Here is a 16,348-nt window from a genome sequence, read left to right as displayed (position 1 = left end):
GCCATGCAGACCACGTTGAGTGAACATGCCAAACGCCTGCCGCGTGCTGAAGAGGCCGAAAGCATCCTGCGCACCTGTGTGCATTGCGGATTCTGCAACGCCACCTGCCCGACGTATCAACTGTTGGGTGATGAGCTGGACGGCCCACGCGGGCGCATTTACCTGATCAAGCAAGTGCTCGAAGGCCACCACGTTACCGAAAAAACTCAGCTGCACCTGGACCGCTGCCTGTCCTGCCGCAACTGCGAGACCACCTGCCCCTCCGGCGTCGATTACCACAACCTGCTGGACATCGGCCGCGCTGTGGTGGATGACGCCGTTCCTCGTCCACTGGGCGAGCGCCTCTTGCGTCAGGGTTTGCGTGCAGTGGTGCCGAACCCGACGCTGTTCAAGACGCTGGTTCAGATTGGCCAGGCCTTTCGCCCCCTGTTGCCTGAAACCCTCGCGATCAAGTTGCCTCGCGTGGTACACCCGGCCAAGGCACTACCGATCCAACGCCATGCGCGGCGTGTATTGATGCTCGAAGGGTGCGTGCAGCCTGCGCTGTCACCCAATACCAACGCCGCCACGGCGCGCGTACTGGATCGCTTGGGGATCAGCGTTACACCGATCAGCCAGGCCGGTTGCTGCGGCGCAGTGGATTACCATTTGAATGCACAGGAGGCAGGCCTGAACCGTGCCCGTCGCAATATCGACGCGTGGTGGCCGAGCATTGAAAGCGGCGCCGAAGCCATCGTCCAGACCGCCAGCGGTTGTGGCGCGTTCGTCAAGGATTACGGGCACCTGCTCAAAGACGATCCGGCCTACGCCGCCAAGGCGAAAAGGGTGAGCGCCTTGACCCGCGACCTGGTGGAAGTGCTACGCGATGAGCCCCTGGAAAAGCTCGGGGTCGAGAGTGACCTGCGCCTGGCCTTCCATTGCCCTTGCACCTTGCAGCACGCACAAAAGCTGGGTGGCGCAGTCGAAAGCGTGCTCGTCCGGCTAGGCTTCAACCTCACCGCAGTACCCGACGGTCATCTGTGTTGCGGCTCGGCAGGCACCTATTCACTGACCCAACCCGAGCTGTCGCGACAACTGCGCGACAACAAGATGAACGCACTCGAGAGCGGCAAGCCACAGGTGATCGTCACCGCCAACATCGGTTGCCAGACCCACTTGGACAGCGCAGGCCGGACGCCGGTCAGGCACTGGATCGAACTGATCGAAGAAGCGCTGCCTTAATCGACCGCACACTTTCTATTACAGCCCCCTATTGCTGCCCCTATTGGAGAGCCACATGAAAACCAAAGCCGTATTGAGCCAGACCGAAGTCAGCCAGATCCTCGCCGCCGCCCGCGCTGAAGCGCAAAAAAACAACTGGGCAGTGTCCATCTCCGTGGTCGATGACGGTGGCCATCCATTGGCCCTGGAGCGTCTGGACGGCTGCGCGCCGATTGGCGCCTATATCGCCACCGAAAAAGCCCGCACCTCAGCGCTGGGCCGTCGCGAATCCAAGGGCTATGAAGACATGGTCAATGGCGGGCGCAGCGCCTTCCTGTCCGCCCCCCTGCTGACATCCCTCGAAGGCGGCGTGCCGGTGATCGTCGATGGCCAGGTGATTGGCGCGGTGGGCGTGTCCGGGGTCAAGGCCGATCAAGATGCACAAGTGGCCAGAGCTGGTGCTGATTGTCTGAACGCCAAGTAAGCTCGATAGACCGCCTTCGCGAATAAATTCGCTCCCACGAATGGAGACCCTGAGATGACTGATTTCGTTAACTGCCAGCGCCTGAAAGTGGCCGCCAATCTGCAACGTTTTGTCGATGAAGACGTGCTGCCGGGCACGGGTCTCGACCGTGATGCGTTCTGGACCGGTTTCGATGCCCTGGTGCACGAACTTGCACCGCTAAACCGTGCCCTGCTTGCCGAACGCGATCGGTTGCAAACGGAGCTGGACACCTGGCACCGCGCTCATCCCGGCCCGGTGAGCAATATGCCGGCTTATCGCGCGTTCCTTCAGTCAATCGGCTACCTGCAACCGCAGCCGGCCAACGTGCAAGCCAGCACCAGCAACGTTGATATCGAGATCAGCAGCCAGGCAGGCCCGCAATTAGTAGTGCCTGCGGTGAATGCCCGCTATGCCCTGAACGCCGCGAATGCCCGCTGGGGCTCGCTGTATGACGCGTTGTATGGCACCGATGCCATCGCTGAAACCGACGGTGCGGAAAAAAGCACGGGTTACAACCCGGTGCGCGGCGCCAAAGTCGTGGCCTTCGCCCGTGCCTTTCTCGACGAAGCAGCGCCGCTGGCCAATGGCTCGCATGTCGATGCGCAAAGCTACCGCGTAGACGGCGACCAACTGCTGATCACCCTGACCGACGGCATTCAGACTCGACTCAAGCAGCCAGAAAAATACATTGGCTACCAGGGCCCGGCACTGCAACCGACCGCTATCCTCCTGAAGAACAACGGCCTGCACGTCGAAATCCAGATCGACGCCGACAGTACCATCGGCCGCACCGACGCCGCCGGGGTGAAAGACCTGCTGATGGAAGCCGCCGTGTCGACCATCATCGACTGCGAGGATTCAGTCGCCGCCGTTGACGCCGATGACAAGGTATCGGTCTACCGCAACTGGCTGGGCCTGATGAAAGGCGACCTGACCGAGAACCTCGAGAAAGGCGGCAAAACCATCACCCGCAGCCTCAACGCCGACCGTGAATACACCGCTGCCGACGGCAGCACGCTCACGCTGCACGGTCGCTCGTTGTTGTTCATACGCAATGTCGGCCACTTGATGACCAACCCGGCGATTGTCGACGGCGAAGGCCACCAGATACCGGAAGGTATTCTCGATGGCGTGATCACCAGCCTGATCGCAGTGCATGACCTGGCCCGTCGCGGCAATTCGCGCACCGGCAGCGTGTACATCGTCAAACCGAAAATGCACGGTCCGGCCGAGGTCGCGTTTGCCGAGCAGTTGTTCAGCCGCATCGAAGACCTGCTCAAGCTGCCGCGCAACACCGTAAAAATGGGGATCATGGATGAGGAGCGGCGCACCAGCGTCAACCTCAAAGCCTGCATTGGTGCAGCGTCGGCGCGGGTTGCCTTCATCAACACGGGCTTTCTCGACCGCACGGGCGACGAGATGCACAGCTCGATGGAAGCTGGCGCGATGCTGCGCAAAGGCGAAATGAAAAACACGCCGTGGATCAAAGCCTACGAACGCAGCAACGTGCTGGTGGGCCTGGCGTGCGGTCTGCGTGGTCGAGCGCAGATCGGCAAGGGCATGTGGGCGATGCCAGACTTGATGGCCGACATGCTCGAACAGAAAATTGGCCATCCCAAGGCCGGTGCAAACACCGCGTGGGTGCCCTCACCTACTGCGGCCACCTTGCACGCGCTGCACTATCACAAGGTCGATGTGCGGGCGATTCAGGAGGAACTGGAACAGGTCGACCTGGCCAGTGTCAGCGAGCAAATTCTCGATGACCTGCTGACGATCCCCGTCTCGGCGGATGCCACGTGGACTGCCGAGCAGATTCGCGAAGAGGTTGAAAACAATGCCCAGGGCCTGTTGGGCTATGTGGTGCGCTGGGTCGAACAAGGCGTGGGCTGCTCCAAGGTGCCGGACATTCATAACGTCGGCCTGATGGAGGATCGGGCAACGCTGCGGATTTCCAGCCAGCACATCGCTAACTGGTTACGCCATGGCGTGATCGATAAAGCGCAAACGTTGGAAACCCTGCAGCGCATGGCTGCGGTCGTCGATCAGCAAAACGCCGGTGATCCGCTGTATCAGCCGATGGCCGCCGACTTCGACGCCTCCATCGCCTTCCAGGCGGCTTGCGCACTGGTATTCAAGGGCTGCGCGCAACCGAGCGGCTATACCGAGCCGTTGCTGCATGAGTTCCGGTTGGCGTTCAAAAAACGGCAAGGCTGAGTCAAGCCATTCTGCTCCCACAGAAAATGTGAACTTCTGTGGGAGCAGGCTTGCCTGCGAACGGCGGCTTGGCAGGCCACACGGAATCAAGTGCTTTCCCGCACCACCAATTCAAACCCCAGGTCCACCTGCGGCGCCTGCGCAACGCCGTCTATCAACCCGAGCAACAACTGCGCGGCCCGTTGGCCGACGGCTTCGCGTGGCGTGCGGATCGATGTCAGGCGCGGCACCATGTGTGCTGAACCGGGCAGGTCGTTGAAGCCGATCAGCGCCACCCGTTCGGGAATGGCGATGCCCCGCCTCAGGGCTTCCAGGGTCGCGCCTTGGGCCAAGTCATCGTTGCAGAAGAAAACCGCATCAACGTCCAGATGGGTCTCCATCAATTGCGCGAACAACTCACCGCCCAGACCAATGGACGAAGGCAGCGGCGACATGACTTCGAGCGCCGGATCATGAAGTCCAGCCTCACGCAGGACACGCCGAAAACCTTCGCCGCGCTGCACCACCCGTGGATCGAGTTGCGCCGCAATATAGGCCAGGCGTCGACGACCGCGCTCCAACAAATGCCTGGCCGCTTCGGCACCGGCTTGCTCCTGAGAAAACCCCACGCAATAGGCACCCCGCGCCGGGTCCAGCTCCATCATGTGCACGCAGGGTACGCCGCTGGCGGCCAGTAACTGACGCACGGCAGGTGTGTGATCGAAACCGGTCAACAGCAAACCCCGTGGCCGATTGGCCAAGTAGGTACGCAACAGATTCTCTTCCTCAACAGGTGAGTAGTGATAGTTGCCGATGACCACTTCCAGACCACGCGTGCGCAGTACGCCCTGAATCGCTTCCAGGGTTTCGATGAACAACTGGTTGGACAACGACGGGACCAGCACCACCACCGTCTGGCTTTGCGATGAGGCCAATGCGCGGGCGGCCGGGTTGGCGACATACCCCAGGCTCTGCGCGGCAGCCCGGACTTTTTCTACCAACTCCGGCGCGACAGTGGCGATGCCGCGCAGCGCTCTCGACGCTGTAATCGGTGAAACAGCGGCAAGCCGGGCAACCTCATTAAGGGTTGGGCGACCTGTGGAGCGGGAACCAATGCGTGTCATGTGCTGCCAATAACTCAGAGGGGTTGCCAAAGATGGCGAATGCGCTCTAAGGTAGCGCTGTCTCACGGAGCCTCGCAACGCTTTATTCGTACCTAACGGTCACGAGCAACGTATGCACGGTCCGATGATTGACCGATTTGCCCATAACAATGACAAGAACTGGAAACAGCCTGGCCGCCCTTTTGTTCAAGCCGCCAAAGACAGCGCTGTCTCTAGATGAGGTGATTATGAATACTGCTATTTCCGCCCTCGTAGTGATGGGTGTCGCCGGATGCGGCAAAAGCGTCATCGGTTCCGCCATCGCCCTGCGCAGCGGCGGTCGACTCATTGAAGGTGACGCCTTCCACTCTGCCGCCAACATCGAAAAGATGAGCGCTGGCACCCCCCTCAATGATGAAGACCGTGCCGATTGGCTCGTCCGCCTGGGCGAAGAAATGGTCACCGCATTGCGTAACGGTGAGCGTCCGATCGTCACCTGCTCTGCGCTCAAACTCAGCTATCGCGAAAAACTTCGCGAGGCGGTGCCAGGGCTTGGTTTTATATTTCTTGAGCTCAGAAAGGAACTGGCAATCGATCGCTGTGAGCACCGCCCAGGGCATTTCATGCCCGCGAGCTTGGTGGACAGCCAATTCGAGACGCTCGAACCCCCTTATGGCGAACCGTTGACACTGGTGGTCGATGCGACTCTCCCCGTCGATACGCTGGGAGAACAAGCTGCCGCCTGGTGGAAAGCTTCGTGGCCACGAAAATAAAACCGTGAACGCAAAAGATAGCGCTGTCTTGCACCCTGCAAACGGAATTGAACACCACACTCATCAGTAGCTCCAAAAAAACAAAGACAACTGGAGACGCACCCATGTTCGGCATGACCCAAGAGACGTACCTGCTCGTCGATGCACTGGTGACCATCATCGGCCTTGTGCTGCTGATCACCCGCTTTAAAGTTCACCCCTTCGTCGCGCTGACTATCGCCTCGGGCTTTTTAGGCCTGACCTCCGGCATGCCGGTGGACAAGGTCATGAAGTCATTCCAGGACGGCTTCGGCGGCGTTCTTGGCTTCGTAGGCATCCTCTTGGCACTGGGCACCATGCTTGGCAAATTGATGGCTGACTCAGGAGGCGCCGACCAGATCGCCCGCACTCTGGTCCGGCTGTTCGGCAAGGACCGTGTGCACTGGGCGATGATGTTTTCCGCATTCCTGGTGGGCATCCCACTGTTCTTTGAAATCGGCTTCGTTCTGTTGATCCCGCTGGTGTTCATCGTGGCTCGACGGACCGGTTTGTCGATTGTCAAAATCGGTATTCCCCTGCTGGCCGGGCTGTCAGCGGTGCACGGGCTGGTCCCGCCGCATCCGGGGCCGCTGCTGGCGATTGGCGTATTTAATGCCGACATCGGCAAAACCATTTTTTACGGTCTGATCGTCGCGCTGCCCACCGCGATAATCGCCGGGCCGATCTACGGCAAGTGGATCTCACGCTACATTCCTGGCACACCGTCGAAAGAATTGATGGACCAGATCGCCCAGGAATCCAGCACTGAAAACCTGCCAGGCTTCGGCATCACGCTGGTAACGATCCTGCTGCCCGTGTTTTTGATGCTGCTCAAAACCCTGGCGGACATCACGCTGCCGGACGCCAGTGTCATCCGGGTCTGGATGGACCTGATCGGTCACCCGATTACCGCCCTGCTCGCGGCCTTGTTGCTGGCGTTCTACACCTTCGGTGCTGCTCGCGGTTTCTCCCGGCAGCAGATTATGAAGCTGCTGGATCAAAGCCTGGCGCCGGTTGCGGCCATCGTCATGATCGTTGGCGCGGGCGGTGGTTTCAAACAAATGCTGGTCGCCAGCGGCGTGGGTGATGTGATTGGCCACATGGCGGTCCGTGCCGAGATTTCGCCGATTCTGCTGGCCTGGCTAGTCGCTGCGGTAATCCGCATTGCGACGGGCTCCGCAACAGTCGCAACCATCACCGGCGCGGGCATCGTTGCTCCAGTAGTCGCCATGATCCCAGGGGTGAACCGTGAACTGCTGGTACTGGCGACGGGTGCCGGTTCGCTGATCCTGTCCCACGTCAACGATGCGGGCTTCTGGCTAGTGAAGCAGTACTTCAACATGACCGTCGCCGAAACTTTCAAAACCTGGACGGCGATGGAAACCATCCTCTCGGTAGTGGGCCTGATCTTTATTCTGTTGCTGTCACAGGTGGTTTGAAGAGTAAATGCCTTTGGCGGTGCTGATTTTAAGCGATCTACACCGTTTTTTTTTATCACAATAGCCAATAAACGTTCGCATTTGAGGGATAATGATCGCACGCCCAAGCAGAAAGTCGGTGCGCGGTTCATCTACTTCCGAGGCGACTCGATGACAGATGAATGTTTCAAGGGAATTAAATTTACACTTATGGCGTCTTAGTGATGGACGCATTTGGATGTACTCGGCAACAATCACACCCAAGGCACACGCCAGCCTCTTGGCAGAGACGCTTCAAGAGGCCATCAAGGAAAAGATCATGTTGATACTCACCCGAAAAGTAGGCGAAAGCATAAACATTGGTGACGAAATCACCGTTACGATTCTTGGCGTTCAGGGCCTTCAGGTCCGGCTAGGCATCAACGCTCCAAAAAATGTTTCTGTGCATCGTGAAGAAATTTACAAACGCATCCAGGCCGAGATCGCTCCCCACCAAGACCCCCAATGAATTCGTAATTGCATACCCTTACTGAGCGATCTGCCCTCTTTGGTCAGACCCGCCGCCCGGCGTCGAGATGACGCCGTTTTTTTGTTCCCCCCCTATCCTTCACGCACCGCCGGGATTTCGCCGTATGACTGGAGCTCACGCTTCACGGCAGGCTGCCGGGTGATGCAAAACGAAATAACCGCTCGCCGAGTTTCACCTTCGCCCAAGCGATGAACGCTCGCGAGCGAATCGACACTCGCCTCGATGGCAAATAAACAAGCGAAACCGGTAACGGCTCGGGCTGGTACTCGACGAGCACCCTTTCCAGCTGCCCTGCATCAATAAGGTCCTGGACCTGATAGGACAGGAAAAACCCAACCCCCAAGCCACTGAGACAGGCAGAAATAGCCGTGTCACCGTTATTGGTGGTCATGCGGATATTGGTTATTTTCACCGACAGTGGCTTGCCGTTTTCTTGCAGCGTCAACTGGGCCCCCCCGACCACGCCAGCAAGACAAATGAAGGGCGCGCCGCTGAGGTCATCCGGGGTTTTTAGGGTCCGCAGCTCAGCCAGTAGCGCCGGGCTGGCACACAGGTAACGGCGCACCTGCCCCACCTGGGATACCACGAGATCCGGCGCCGTGACGTGGCCGATCCGCACCGCAATGTCGATGCCTTCTTCCAGCAGATCAGTCACCCGATCAACCAGGCTCAAGTTCACCGTCACCTTGGGATAGCGAGCCATGAAGCCGTTGAGCACCGGGGCCACGTGATGACGCCCGAACAGCACTGGGGCCGTGATCGACAAGGGACCGCTGGGCTCACTCTCCTTGTCGCGAAACACATCCTCAATATCGCCGATTTCCCGAATTACCGTGCGACACACATCGGCGTACAGCTTGCCCTCCTCTGTGATCCGCACGTGTCGGGTAGTGCGCTCGAACAGGCGCACACCCAAATGCTGCTCCGTGGAGGCCAATATCCGGACCACGGTCGGCAGCGACACATCGAGCTTTTCCGATGCGGCGGTGAGACTGCCCTGCTCGATTATTGCCAACACCACCCGCATCGCCTGAACTGTATCCATTACCCACCTCGCCTATTACTCCGTATTTCGGAGTAAAGATCTTCCCTTTACGGCATTTATTCAAGCATTCGGGATCACTAGCATCATCAACGACAACACACCGTTTCCCCCACACATACCGTTGAAGGTGCTCGCCATGAAGCTCTACTCCCACGCCTTGTCCGGCCACTGCCATCGCGTCCACCTGTTTCTGTCATTGCTCGGTATAGAGCATTCGCTGATTGAAGTCGACCTTGCCAAGGCCGCCCATAAGTCAGAAGATTTTCTCAAGCTCAACCCGTTCGGTCAGGTACCGGTGCTCGATGACGACGGCGTGCTGTTCAGCGACGCCAATTCGATTCTGGTTTACCTGGCTAAAAAATTTGGCAGAACCGATTGGCTGCCCGAGTCCGCCGCTGAAGCGGCACGCGTTCAACGCTGGCTTTCTGTAGCGGCTGGGGAAATTGCCTACGGTCCGGCTACCGCGCGTTTAATTACCCTATTCGGCGCCCCGTTCAACGCCGAAGATGCAATCCAACGCGCTCATGCCATTTTGAAACTGATCGAGTCGACGCTGGCCGATCATGACTGGGTCGTTGCAGGCGCACACCCAACTCTGGCCGATGTCGCGCTGTACAGCTACGTTGCTCGGGCCCCTGAAGGTAATGTCGACCTCGCGGGTTATCCACGGATAAACCGTTGGCTGGTTCGGATCGAAGCATTGCCAGGCTTTGCTCCCTTTCAGAAAACCACCGCAGGCCTGACCGCAGTTGCCTGACCCGGATTTGAGGGCCCGGTTTGAAGATCGACGCATGGGTGCCCTCAACAGCGCCCATGCACTGAGTGCGAGGTGGTCAACCATGAGTAACGAACAAGCCCAACGCCCAGGTTCACCCTGGCACTCAGGTGAGCGCGCCTTACAGCGCAGTGTCGGCGCGGCCGAACGAATGGGCGAACTGGGCAGCAAGGTGATCCGCGATCAGATGATCGAGCAGCACCGTACGTTCTATCCTCAGTTGCCATTTGTCGTACTCGGCGCAGTCGATCCCGAGGGGGACATATGGGCCACCCTTCGCGACGGAGAGCCAGGCTTTATGCACGCGATCGATCCTTACCGGCTGCACCTGCAATTGCCACGCGATGCCAGTGACCCGGCGGACAGGGGCATGGATGACGGCCAGGCCGTCGGCCTGCTGGGGATCGACCTCCTGACCCGTCGACGCAACCGGCTCAATGGCACCCTCACGCGCAACGACAATTACAGTGTCGATATTTCCGTCGAGCAGAGTTACGGGAATTGCCCGCGCTACATTCAACAGCGGCAATTCAGCGTCCACAGTGACTCACGTCCGGCAACGGCTCAATGGATGGACCCGTTGGATACCGACGCGCGCGATTTAATCAGCAGCGCTGATTCGTTTTTTGTCGCGTCCTACGTCAACGATACGGCAAGTGGGCGGCAGGTCGATGTGTCCCACCGTGGCGGCAAACCAGGTTTCGTGCGGCTGGACGAGGATGGCACGCTGACGATTCCAGACTTCGCAGGCAATCTGTTCTTCAACACCCTGGGCAATTTTGTTCTCAATCCGAAAGCCGGCCTGGTGTTTGTCGATTTCACCACAGGCGACCTGCTGCAAATGACCGGCGACGTGGAGCTTATTCTCGACTCAGGCACCCTCGGCACCTTCGAAGGTGCCGAGCGGTTATGGCGTTTCAGCCCGCGGCGCATCGTCAGGCGCTCGAATGCGTTGGCATTACGTTGGTCAACCAAGCCCGACGGCAGCTCCCCCTACTCACTGATGACCGGGAGCTGGACGCGTACTGCCGTCAAGCCTTGAACAACGGATAAACAGGTTTAGGCCGGTGGAGTCAGACGCTGTGCAATCTTGTCCTTCACCTGCAGACGTTTTTCCTTGAGTTTCTTGAGTTTCTCGTCGGCGACGTTGCCGGCGGATCCGGACTCGGCATCAACCACTTCAGCGTCTATCGAGTTGTAGGAATCGAGCAGTTGGCTGAGCCTGTCGTCGGTGCTTCTGCGCTGGGTTATTTCTTCCTTGGTGATTTTCAAATCCTGAAGCAAATCATGTTTGACCGGCATGTTGTCACCTCTCTTAAACCTGCGGTAATCGTAAGGTTATGAGACTGGTTCCTGGAAAAGGTTCGGTATTTCTGTCCCGCCAACCCGCACAGTCGGTCGCTGGAGGAACCAGGTCACAACTTACATACTCCAGCAGATCGATTCGCGATGGAAGCGTGCTGAAGCGTCGACAAACCGGTTGCTCGATGCCAGCGCCAGGGGTGGCGGCCGCGAGCCGGAAATCAATGTTCGCGCAAACGACGTGCTCCGTAGGCTTTAAGGTGGGTATAGGCGAATCCAAGGACCGATAGACCCTTCGTAGAGAGCCCGGCAGCGTCGCGCCGTGCGACCAAATCACCGAACACATGCTCGACTTCAATGGCGGCACCGCGTTCGATGTCGCGCAGCATGGAGGCACTCATCATCGAACCTGGCAGGGTCAGCATCTTCACAAAGCGCTCATGCACCTGCGGGCGCACCGGGTAACCGACGTTGGCAGCAATCTCGGCGCACTCCTCCAGCAATTTCAACACCAGTGATTCACCACCTGCGGCGAGCACATCACCGACAGTCGAGCGCATGGAGCCGGTAATACCCGCGCCGGTGGCGATAAAGCACCATTTCTCCCACATTTCCTGAAGGATGCTTGAGCTAAGGTTGGCCTCAATACCCGCGCCAGCCAATACATCCGCCACGCGCTGGATACGTGCGGTGATGTGTCCATCCAGCTCGCCGAACGTTAATTGGTTGGTATCATTCAGGTGCACGATGGCGCCCGAAGCATCGCGGTCCAGAGAAATCAGGCACTGGCCGCCCACTACATTGGCAGGACTGAAGCGTGCGGCCAGGTGGTCGAGATGCGCCATGCCATTGAGCAGCGGCAGAATGACTGTTTCAGCCCCCACCGCAGCAGCAAAAGACTCCATTGCTGAATCAAGATCGTAGGCCTTGCAACTGAGGAGGATCAGGTCATAGGGAGTGTCCAGCGCCTGGCTCAGGACATAGGGCGGGTCGGGATAGTTGATATTGCCCAGCGGGCTTCGCACGACCAATCCGTCTCGCTCGAGCTCCTGCGCACGACCGGGCCTGACCAGAAACGTCACGTCCCGCGCCACTTCCAACAGCCTTCCACCGAAATAACCGCCTATCGCACCGGCTCCAACGATCAAAATACGCATGGCTGTCCAACCTCTGTTGAGCCGTTGAATGCTCCGCACGCCAGGTTAGTTGCTGAATGCCGGCGTCAGCATAAACGGCGAGGATAGAAGATAAAAAACGCTGTTCAATAATAGATGATCAGCATCATACATTGAGCCCAAGCACTGAATCGCGGGCAAAAAAATCCCGAACGGCCAAAGGTCACTCGGGATGGAGGTTCAGCTCAACGCTGAATATATGTCAAATTTTGGTAGACGTGAGGCCAGGCCAAAAAAACGGGAGTCCATGCTCCTTGCGGTCGCTCACGCTGCCACCGAGTACCGACAACTCGGCGACCGGGGCTGCTTTTAATCGGGCGATGATCGACTCAATGACAACACGACTGGCGTCGTTGTGAAATTGCCAAACGCCGTAGATTCGCCCATCGAATGAAGGCTCGCTGCCCAGACACGGATCAATCCCAAGCCCTGACCCCAGACCGAACAGATGCAGACCGTGCAAGCGCTGCCCTACAGTGTCCAGAGGACACCCTGAAGGATCGGAATCAAGACCACCCTTCACCTCACGCAGGGTAATCGGCGTGCCGTCGGCGTTGGTCAGTTCAGGTACCCGAGGTTGATAGCCCGTGCACTGCACTACCACACTCGATTTGGCCAAAGCCTGTTTGGCGCGTTCATACTGCTGCGCGGGTCCATGCAGGGTTTGCAACAGATGGACCCGAACCCCGTCCGCGCCGACTCGGCCGTGTTCAAGAATGTTCCGACCCACTTCCAGAGCGCTATAACGCAAGCCGCCTGACCGGTTCACCCGGCCCGATACCGGGCAAATATCATTGATCGGGTCAAACACGTAGCCGTTCGCCAATGCCTGCTCCGCACTTTCATAGAACAAGCGGATTTGCGAACGATGCACCAATGTTATCTCTTCCAGACCAACGCTTTGCAGTGCGTCAGCAAGGTTTTCCAGCACGGAAAAGGCACTGTGAGAACCACCGACCACGGTGAATCGTCCACCTGCTGCGAGGGTCGGCGCAAAATGATCGCGCAACTCGCCTGCACTCATACACAGCAACGTATCGGCACTCTGAATGCTCGCCGAAGGCGGCAACGACAGTCCCTGATCGGCCAGCCCATTAAGCAAGTGCCGTGGATCCTGACGTCCACCGAGGTTGAGCACCAGTGTTCGACAAAGGATCACCTGAGCGTGGCCCTCGTGTTCGATCCAGACCTGAAACGCGTCGTCATCAATGACCACTTCGGTGATCGTGGTGCTGTTCCATACCTGTACGTCATAACGTTGAACGATAAAATCCAACACCAGTTTCGACGCTTCTGCCAGCAACGCCCCTACGTCTGACAACTGTGGTGCGATGAAAGCCTGATTGCGGATGCGCCTATACGCCGCGCTATGCTCCAGCGGTTCAAACACTTCGCGCAACGCTGGATCACGCAAGCAATCAAGAAATACGTCGCCCACAGAGTTGGCGGTAATCCGGTATTCCCCCAACCGGCCGGTACCTGGATAAGGACTGGCATCGACGATGATCAGCCCATCGCGCGTCATGTCAGCTAAGGCTCCGCTCTTCAGCGCATTGAATAGCAGCCCCATGCCTGCAGGGCCAGCCCCTCCCACCACACAACCGCAGATCACTTCCAATTGATCTCCATACATAACGTTATTACTCCACGTTTTAATTGAGGCAGTCTTTTTTGTTGTCGAAACAGAACGTTAGAGCGCCCCAAAAATGCACGAGGGAACAGCGTTAGCTTCTTGTTGAGAAAGAGCGCTACGAAGAACAAACTTGAATAAAGGTAATGAGGAATACACACGAGGTCGTCCGCGACAGTCAGGCCGACAAGAAAGCCACTTAGCACGCGCAGACACTATTGATTGCACGACAGTTGAATCGCCTACTAGTAGGCGTAGACGTTTATTTTTAAGTGGTTGCCAGGACTGCCGTATTCCCTCTTGCCCGTAGTTCACCACTCTACTCTGCACGTTACGGGCACTAAATATTATCCGACGACAGTTCTAGCGCAGACAACGCTACCGCTAAGACCCCCTTTGGATGCCCTTTTAAATAGACACTACAGCATGCTATTTCAAAAAAGATCTGTCATTTCACTCAACGACTGCCCCCTTGAGCACGGCGCCAGTGGTTCATTGACTGGCTTTTCCCCGGACCTGGCGTAAGGCGTTGGCCAGGTTAAGGTGTAACCGACGCGATTTGAAAAGTGGCGTTATGAACCCAACCCTTTAATTGATAGTTTCAAAATTCTGACGAAGTGTCAAATTTTTGAGAATGAATATTAATCAGTATTAATGTCTTTCAACATATTGATTAATATCACTATTTTTTTTTGACGCCGAAACACCACCGTTTCATGTCAAGTGATTTATTTTTAACAATCGATTTAGAGAGAGGGTATAACGGTGGATATAACAAAAGGCGATTAACAGTCGCGCGGACTGATCGCGTCGAGAGCCGGCGCGCTGGAGGTAGGTTGATCGCAAATTCCAGACAAAAAACTACAGTCCTGAAAACCGGGAAATGACATCCAACATGATGATCATGTTGGATGCAGGCGCCCTGAACCCAGAAGCCACAGCCCCCTTCATGCTATTGATCAGATACTCGCCTTAGCCAGCGAACCGCGCCTGAGCCTGAGCCTGTGCCTGTGCCTGCAGTTGACCGTGGTTAGCCAGGTCATAGCGCAGCTCACCCACCAGCTCACATATATCTCTACTGGTGTTGAGCCGATCCAAGGAGATGCCGGTGACGAGAAGATCAACTCGATCGGATTGAGGGTCGGATATTTGAACGGTCAAGGAATAATCAGGTGCCACAGTGCATTTGCAACGCAACGGCAAAAATGCGCGTTCGATGATGCCACGTAGCTCCAACGTGGAAAGCCTGTAAGCAAGCATTTGCAATCTCCTCGAAGCGGGCGGCCTCACTATCAAGGCACCTGCCACATCTAGTTATTAGGGGGTTTAAGGATCGCATCCATGATCGTCAAATAAACGGCGCCTAGTACTTGAACGAGCTTAAACTCTATACCTTGCCCTAATTTGAGGCAATGTGATGCTTGCTAACGCTTTAACAATCACGTCAACCGTTTTGATTTATAGAATGTATGGAAGAAACGTTTCACCCGGTATCGCCGTGAACAAAACAGACTATATCTATCCGTTTGACTACTATTTCTTTTCCGATGGAAGAAAATCCTTAGAGCCTGTCATACAACCTTTCGTCGGCAAGCTATTGGATAACCATAAACAGCGCTAAGCCTCGCTTTTCGCCAACCGCAAAAGAATCTGTACACCTCGTGCCCCGTGTTTGTCCTGACGCTCTTCCACAGCATAAGGCCGAAAGCCGAGCTTGGGGTAGAACAGCAGGCCAGGGACGTTGTGGCTGGAACAGGATGCGGTCACTTCGCGGGCCTCGTGCTTGTTGAAGGCGATGTCAATCATGTAACCGATCAGATAGCGCCCCACACCCTGAGAGCGAGCACGTGTAGAAATGATCACGTTGCCGAGCGAGCAACGACCACGAAACTCCCAGCGAGAGAAATTTGCAAAACCGACCACTACGCCATCCATTTCGATCACGGTTGAGTCAGAACAGTTGGCAATGGCCTCTTTTAGCTGGTGCGCTGTCAGCGGATAAGCGGCCTTGGGAAACATATAAAACAGCTCGTCGACGCTTTGTGGGAAACCACATATAACAGGGATATCTTTTTCTTCCAGGGGGCGATGAAGGAACATGTTCAGATAACCTCTCGAAGAATCAGGAACCACTACGTAATGACACTATATGCGAAGCGTCGAGGAATGCGGAGCGCTTAGCGTCACTACTCAAATCTATTGTCATCGAAACCGCCCTGTTCCGTTGTTAAACGGTAAGACCGTGCAGGGCGCGCGATGACTCAGGCAACTGGCAGCGCGGCCAGTAATACCAGTAGCGAAGAGATTGGTTACTTCGTCGACAGCCTGTTTCGCGATGATCGCCCCGCCGCAGTCAGCGATAATGCAGCATAGGGGGTGGTCTTCCGGATCTTCGCCAGATCCCTGAGTAAAGAGGGCCCACTCAATGCTGAAGACCGTGCCTACCTGGCGCACATGATTGCCCAGCGCACAAACCTCAGCCAGGCAGATGCCGAACGTCGTGTGGATCAGGTTTACGGCCAGGCTCGCCAGGCGCTGGATAACGCCAAGATCGCTGCGAAAAATGCCGCGGACACCGCCAGCAAAGGCGTCCCAACCCCCATCGTCATTTTGATCGCCCTGTTCATGCACTAATACGTTCCGGCTGTTAAACAAGGTCGCTTCTGCACCGTGCAGCAGCGG

At 57.1% G+C, this 16,348-nt stretch carries 15 protein-coding genes and 1 pseudogene; 9 read left to right on the top strand and 7 right to left on the bottom strand.

The genetic code is table 11. From position 1 onward, the window contains the following. The first annotated feature begins 3 nt into the window (after window positions 1–3). From glcF to AC1ME2_RS24290, 3 genes are read left to right on the top strand one after another with little or no spacing between them, the layout of a single operon-like run. Window positions 4–1,221: a glycolate oxidase subunit GlcF gene (gene glcF, locus AC1ME2_RS24300; protein WP_480437497.1), complete on the top strand. Its 1,218-nt coding sequence runs from the start codon at window positions 4–6 to the stop codon at window positions 1,219–1,221. A gap of 55 nt (window positions 1,222–1,276) precedes the next feature. Continuing rightward, window positions 1,277–1,684, top strand: a complete 408-nt coding sequence (locus AC1ME2_RS24295; RefSeq protein ID WP_480437495.1) for a heme-binding protein — start codon at window positions 1,277–1,279, stop codon at window positions 1,682–1,684. Window positions 1,685–1,738: 54 nt separating this feature from the next. After that, window positions 1,739–3,919 (top strand): malate synthase G, encoded by a 2,181-nt coding sequence (locus tag AC1ME2_RS24290; protein WP_480437493.1) that lies wholly within the window; start codon window positions 1,739–1,741, stop codon window positions 3,917–3,919. An 86-nt stretch (window positions 3,920–4,005) separates the two neighbouring features. Here the strand turns inward: AC1ME2_RS24290 and gntR are convergent, their stop codons facing one another. Then, a complete protein-coding gene (gene gntR / locus AC1ME2_RS24285; RefSeq protein WP_480437492.1) occupies window positions 4,006–5,022 on the bottom strand; it encodes an HTH-type transcriptional regulator GntR in 1,017 nt (338 codons plus the stop codon). A gap of 257 nt (window positions 5,023–5,279) precedes the next feature. On the opposite strand from gntR, the gene AC1ME2_RS24280 reads away from it, so the two are divergent. The 3 genes from AC1ME2_RS24280 (at window position 5,280) to csrA (ending at window position 7,718) form a co-directional block, all read left to right on the top strand. Continuing rightward, complete coding sequence (locus AC1ME2_RS24280) at window positions 5,280–5,774, top strand: gluconokinase (protein WP_480442317.1); 495 nt, start codon at window positions 5,280–5,282, stop codon at window positions 5,772–5,774. 104 nt (window positions 5,775–5,878) lie between these two features. Further along, on the top strand, window positions 5,879–7,231 hold the full coding sequence (locus tag AC1ME2_RS24275; RefSeq protein WP_480437491.1) for a GntP family permease: 1,353 nt from the start codon (window positions 5,879–5,881) through the stop codon (window positions 7,229–7,231). Between the two features lie 298 nt (window positions 7,232–7,529). Next, window positions 7,530–7,718, top strand: a complete 189-nt coding sequence (gene csrA, locus AC1ME2_RS24270) for a carbon storage regulator CsrA (protein WP_480442315.1) — start codon at window positions 7,530–7,532, stop codon at window positions 7,716–7,718. A gap of 142 nt (window positions 7,719–7,860) precedes the next feature. Here the strand turns inward: csrA and AC1ME2_RS24265 are convergent, their stop codons facing one another. Next, entirely contained in the window at window positions 7,861–8,784 is a 924-nt protein-coding gene (locus AC1ME2_RS24265) for a LysR family transcriptional regulator (protein ID WP_480437489.1), read from the bottom strand. A gap of 136 nt (window positions 8,785–8,920) precedes the next feature. On the opposite strand from AC1ME2_RS24265, the gene AC1ME2_RS24260 reads away from it, so the two are divergent. Together AC1ME2_RS24260 and AC1ME2_RS24255 are read left to right on the top strand one after the other, a co-directional pair. After that, window positions 8,921–9,541, top strand: coding sequence for a glutathione S-transferase family protein (locus AC1ME2_RS24260; RefSeq protein WP_480437487.1), 621 nt, complete (start codon window positions 8,921–8,923; stop codon window positions 9,539–9,541). An 82-nt stretch (window positions 9,542–9,623) separates the two neighbouring features. Further along, window positions 9,624–10,601, top strand: coding sequence for a hypothetical protein (locus tag AC1ME2_RS24255; protein WP_480437486.1), 978 nt, complete (start codon window positions 9,624–9,626; stop codon window positions 10,599–10,601). 17 nt (window positions 10,602–10,618) lie between these two features. Here AC1ME2_RS24255 and AC1ME2_RS24250 read toward each other — a convergent pair whose 3' ends face one another. The 5 genes from AC1ME2_RS24250 to AC1ME2_RS24230 all read right to left on the bottom strand — a co-directional run bounded on the left by AC1ME2_RS24250 (window position 10,619) and on the right by AC1ME2_RS24230 (window position 15,766). Then, on the bottom strand, window positions 10,619–10,861 hold the full coding sequence (locus tag AC1ME2_RS24250; protein ID WP_480437484.1) for a DUF465 domain-containing protein: 243 nt from the start codon (window positions 10,859–10,861) through the stop codon (window positions 10,619–10,621). Window positions 10,862–11,082: 221 nt separating this feature from the next. Continuing rightward, complete coding sequence (locus tag AC1ME2_RS24245; protein ID WP_480437483.1) at window positions 11,083–12,018, bottom strand: ketopantoate reductase family protein; 936 nt, start codon at window positions 12,016–12,018, stop codon at window positions 11,083–11,085. Between the two features lie 220 nt (window positions 12,019–12,238). Then, entirely contained in the window at window positions 12,239–13,669 is a 1,431-nt protein-coding gene (locus AC1ME2_RS24240; protein WP_480437480.1) for a pyridine nucleotide-disulfide oxidoreductase, read from the bottom strand. A gap of 969 nt (window positions 13,670–14,638) precedes the next feature. Further along, the gene (locus AC1ME2_RS24235) at window positions 14,639–14,926 is read right to left on the bottom strand and encodes a DUF1652 domain-containing protein (RefSeq protein WP_480437478.1); all 288 of its coding nucleotides are present in this window, start codon (window positions 14,924–14,926) and stop codon (window positions 14,639–14,641) included. 357 nt (window positions 14,927–15,283) lie between these two features. Beyond that, a complete protein-coding gene (locus AC1ME2_RS24230; RefSeq protein ID WP_480437475.1) occupies window positions 15,284–15,766 on the bottom strand; it encodes an N-acetyltransferase family protein in 483 nt (160 codons plus the stop codon). 144 nt (window positions 15,767–15,910) lie between these two features. Here AC1ME2_RS24230 and AC1ME2_RS24225 point away from each other — a divergent pair. Beyond that, window positions 15,911–16,252 (top strand): annotated as a pseudogene (locus tag AC1ME2_RS24225) (hypothetical protein); the annotation flags it as partial. Window positions 16,253–16,348: the final 96 nt, after the last annotated feature.

The sequence above is a fragment of the Pseudomonas sp. ASL9 genome (assembly GCF_056680335.1).
This window is presented reverse-complemented; position numbering and strand designations above follow the sequence as displayed.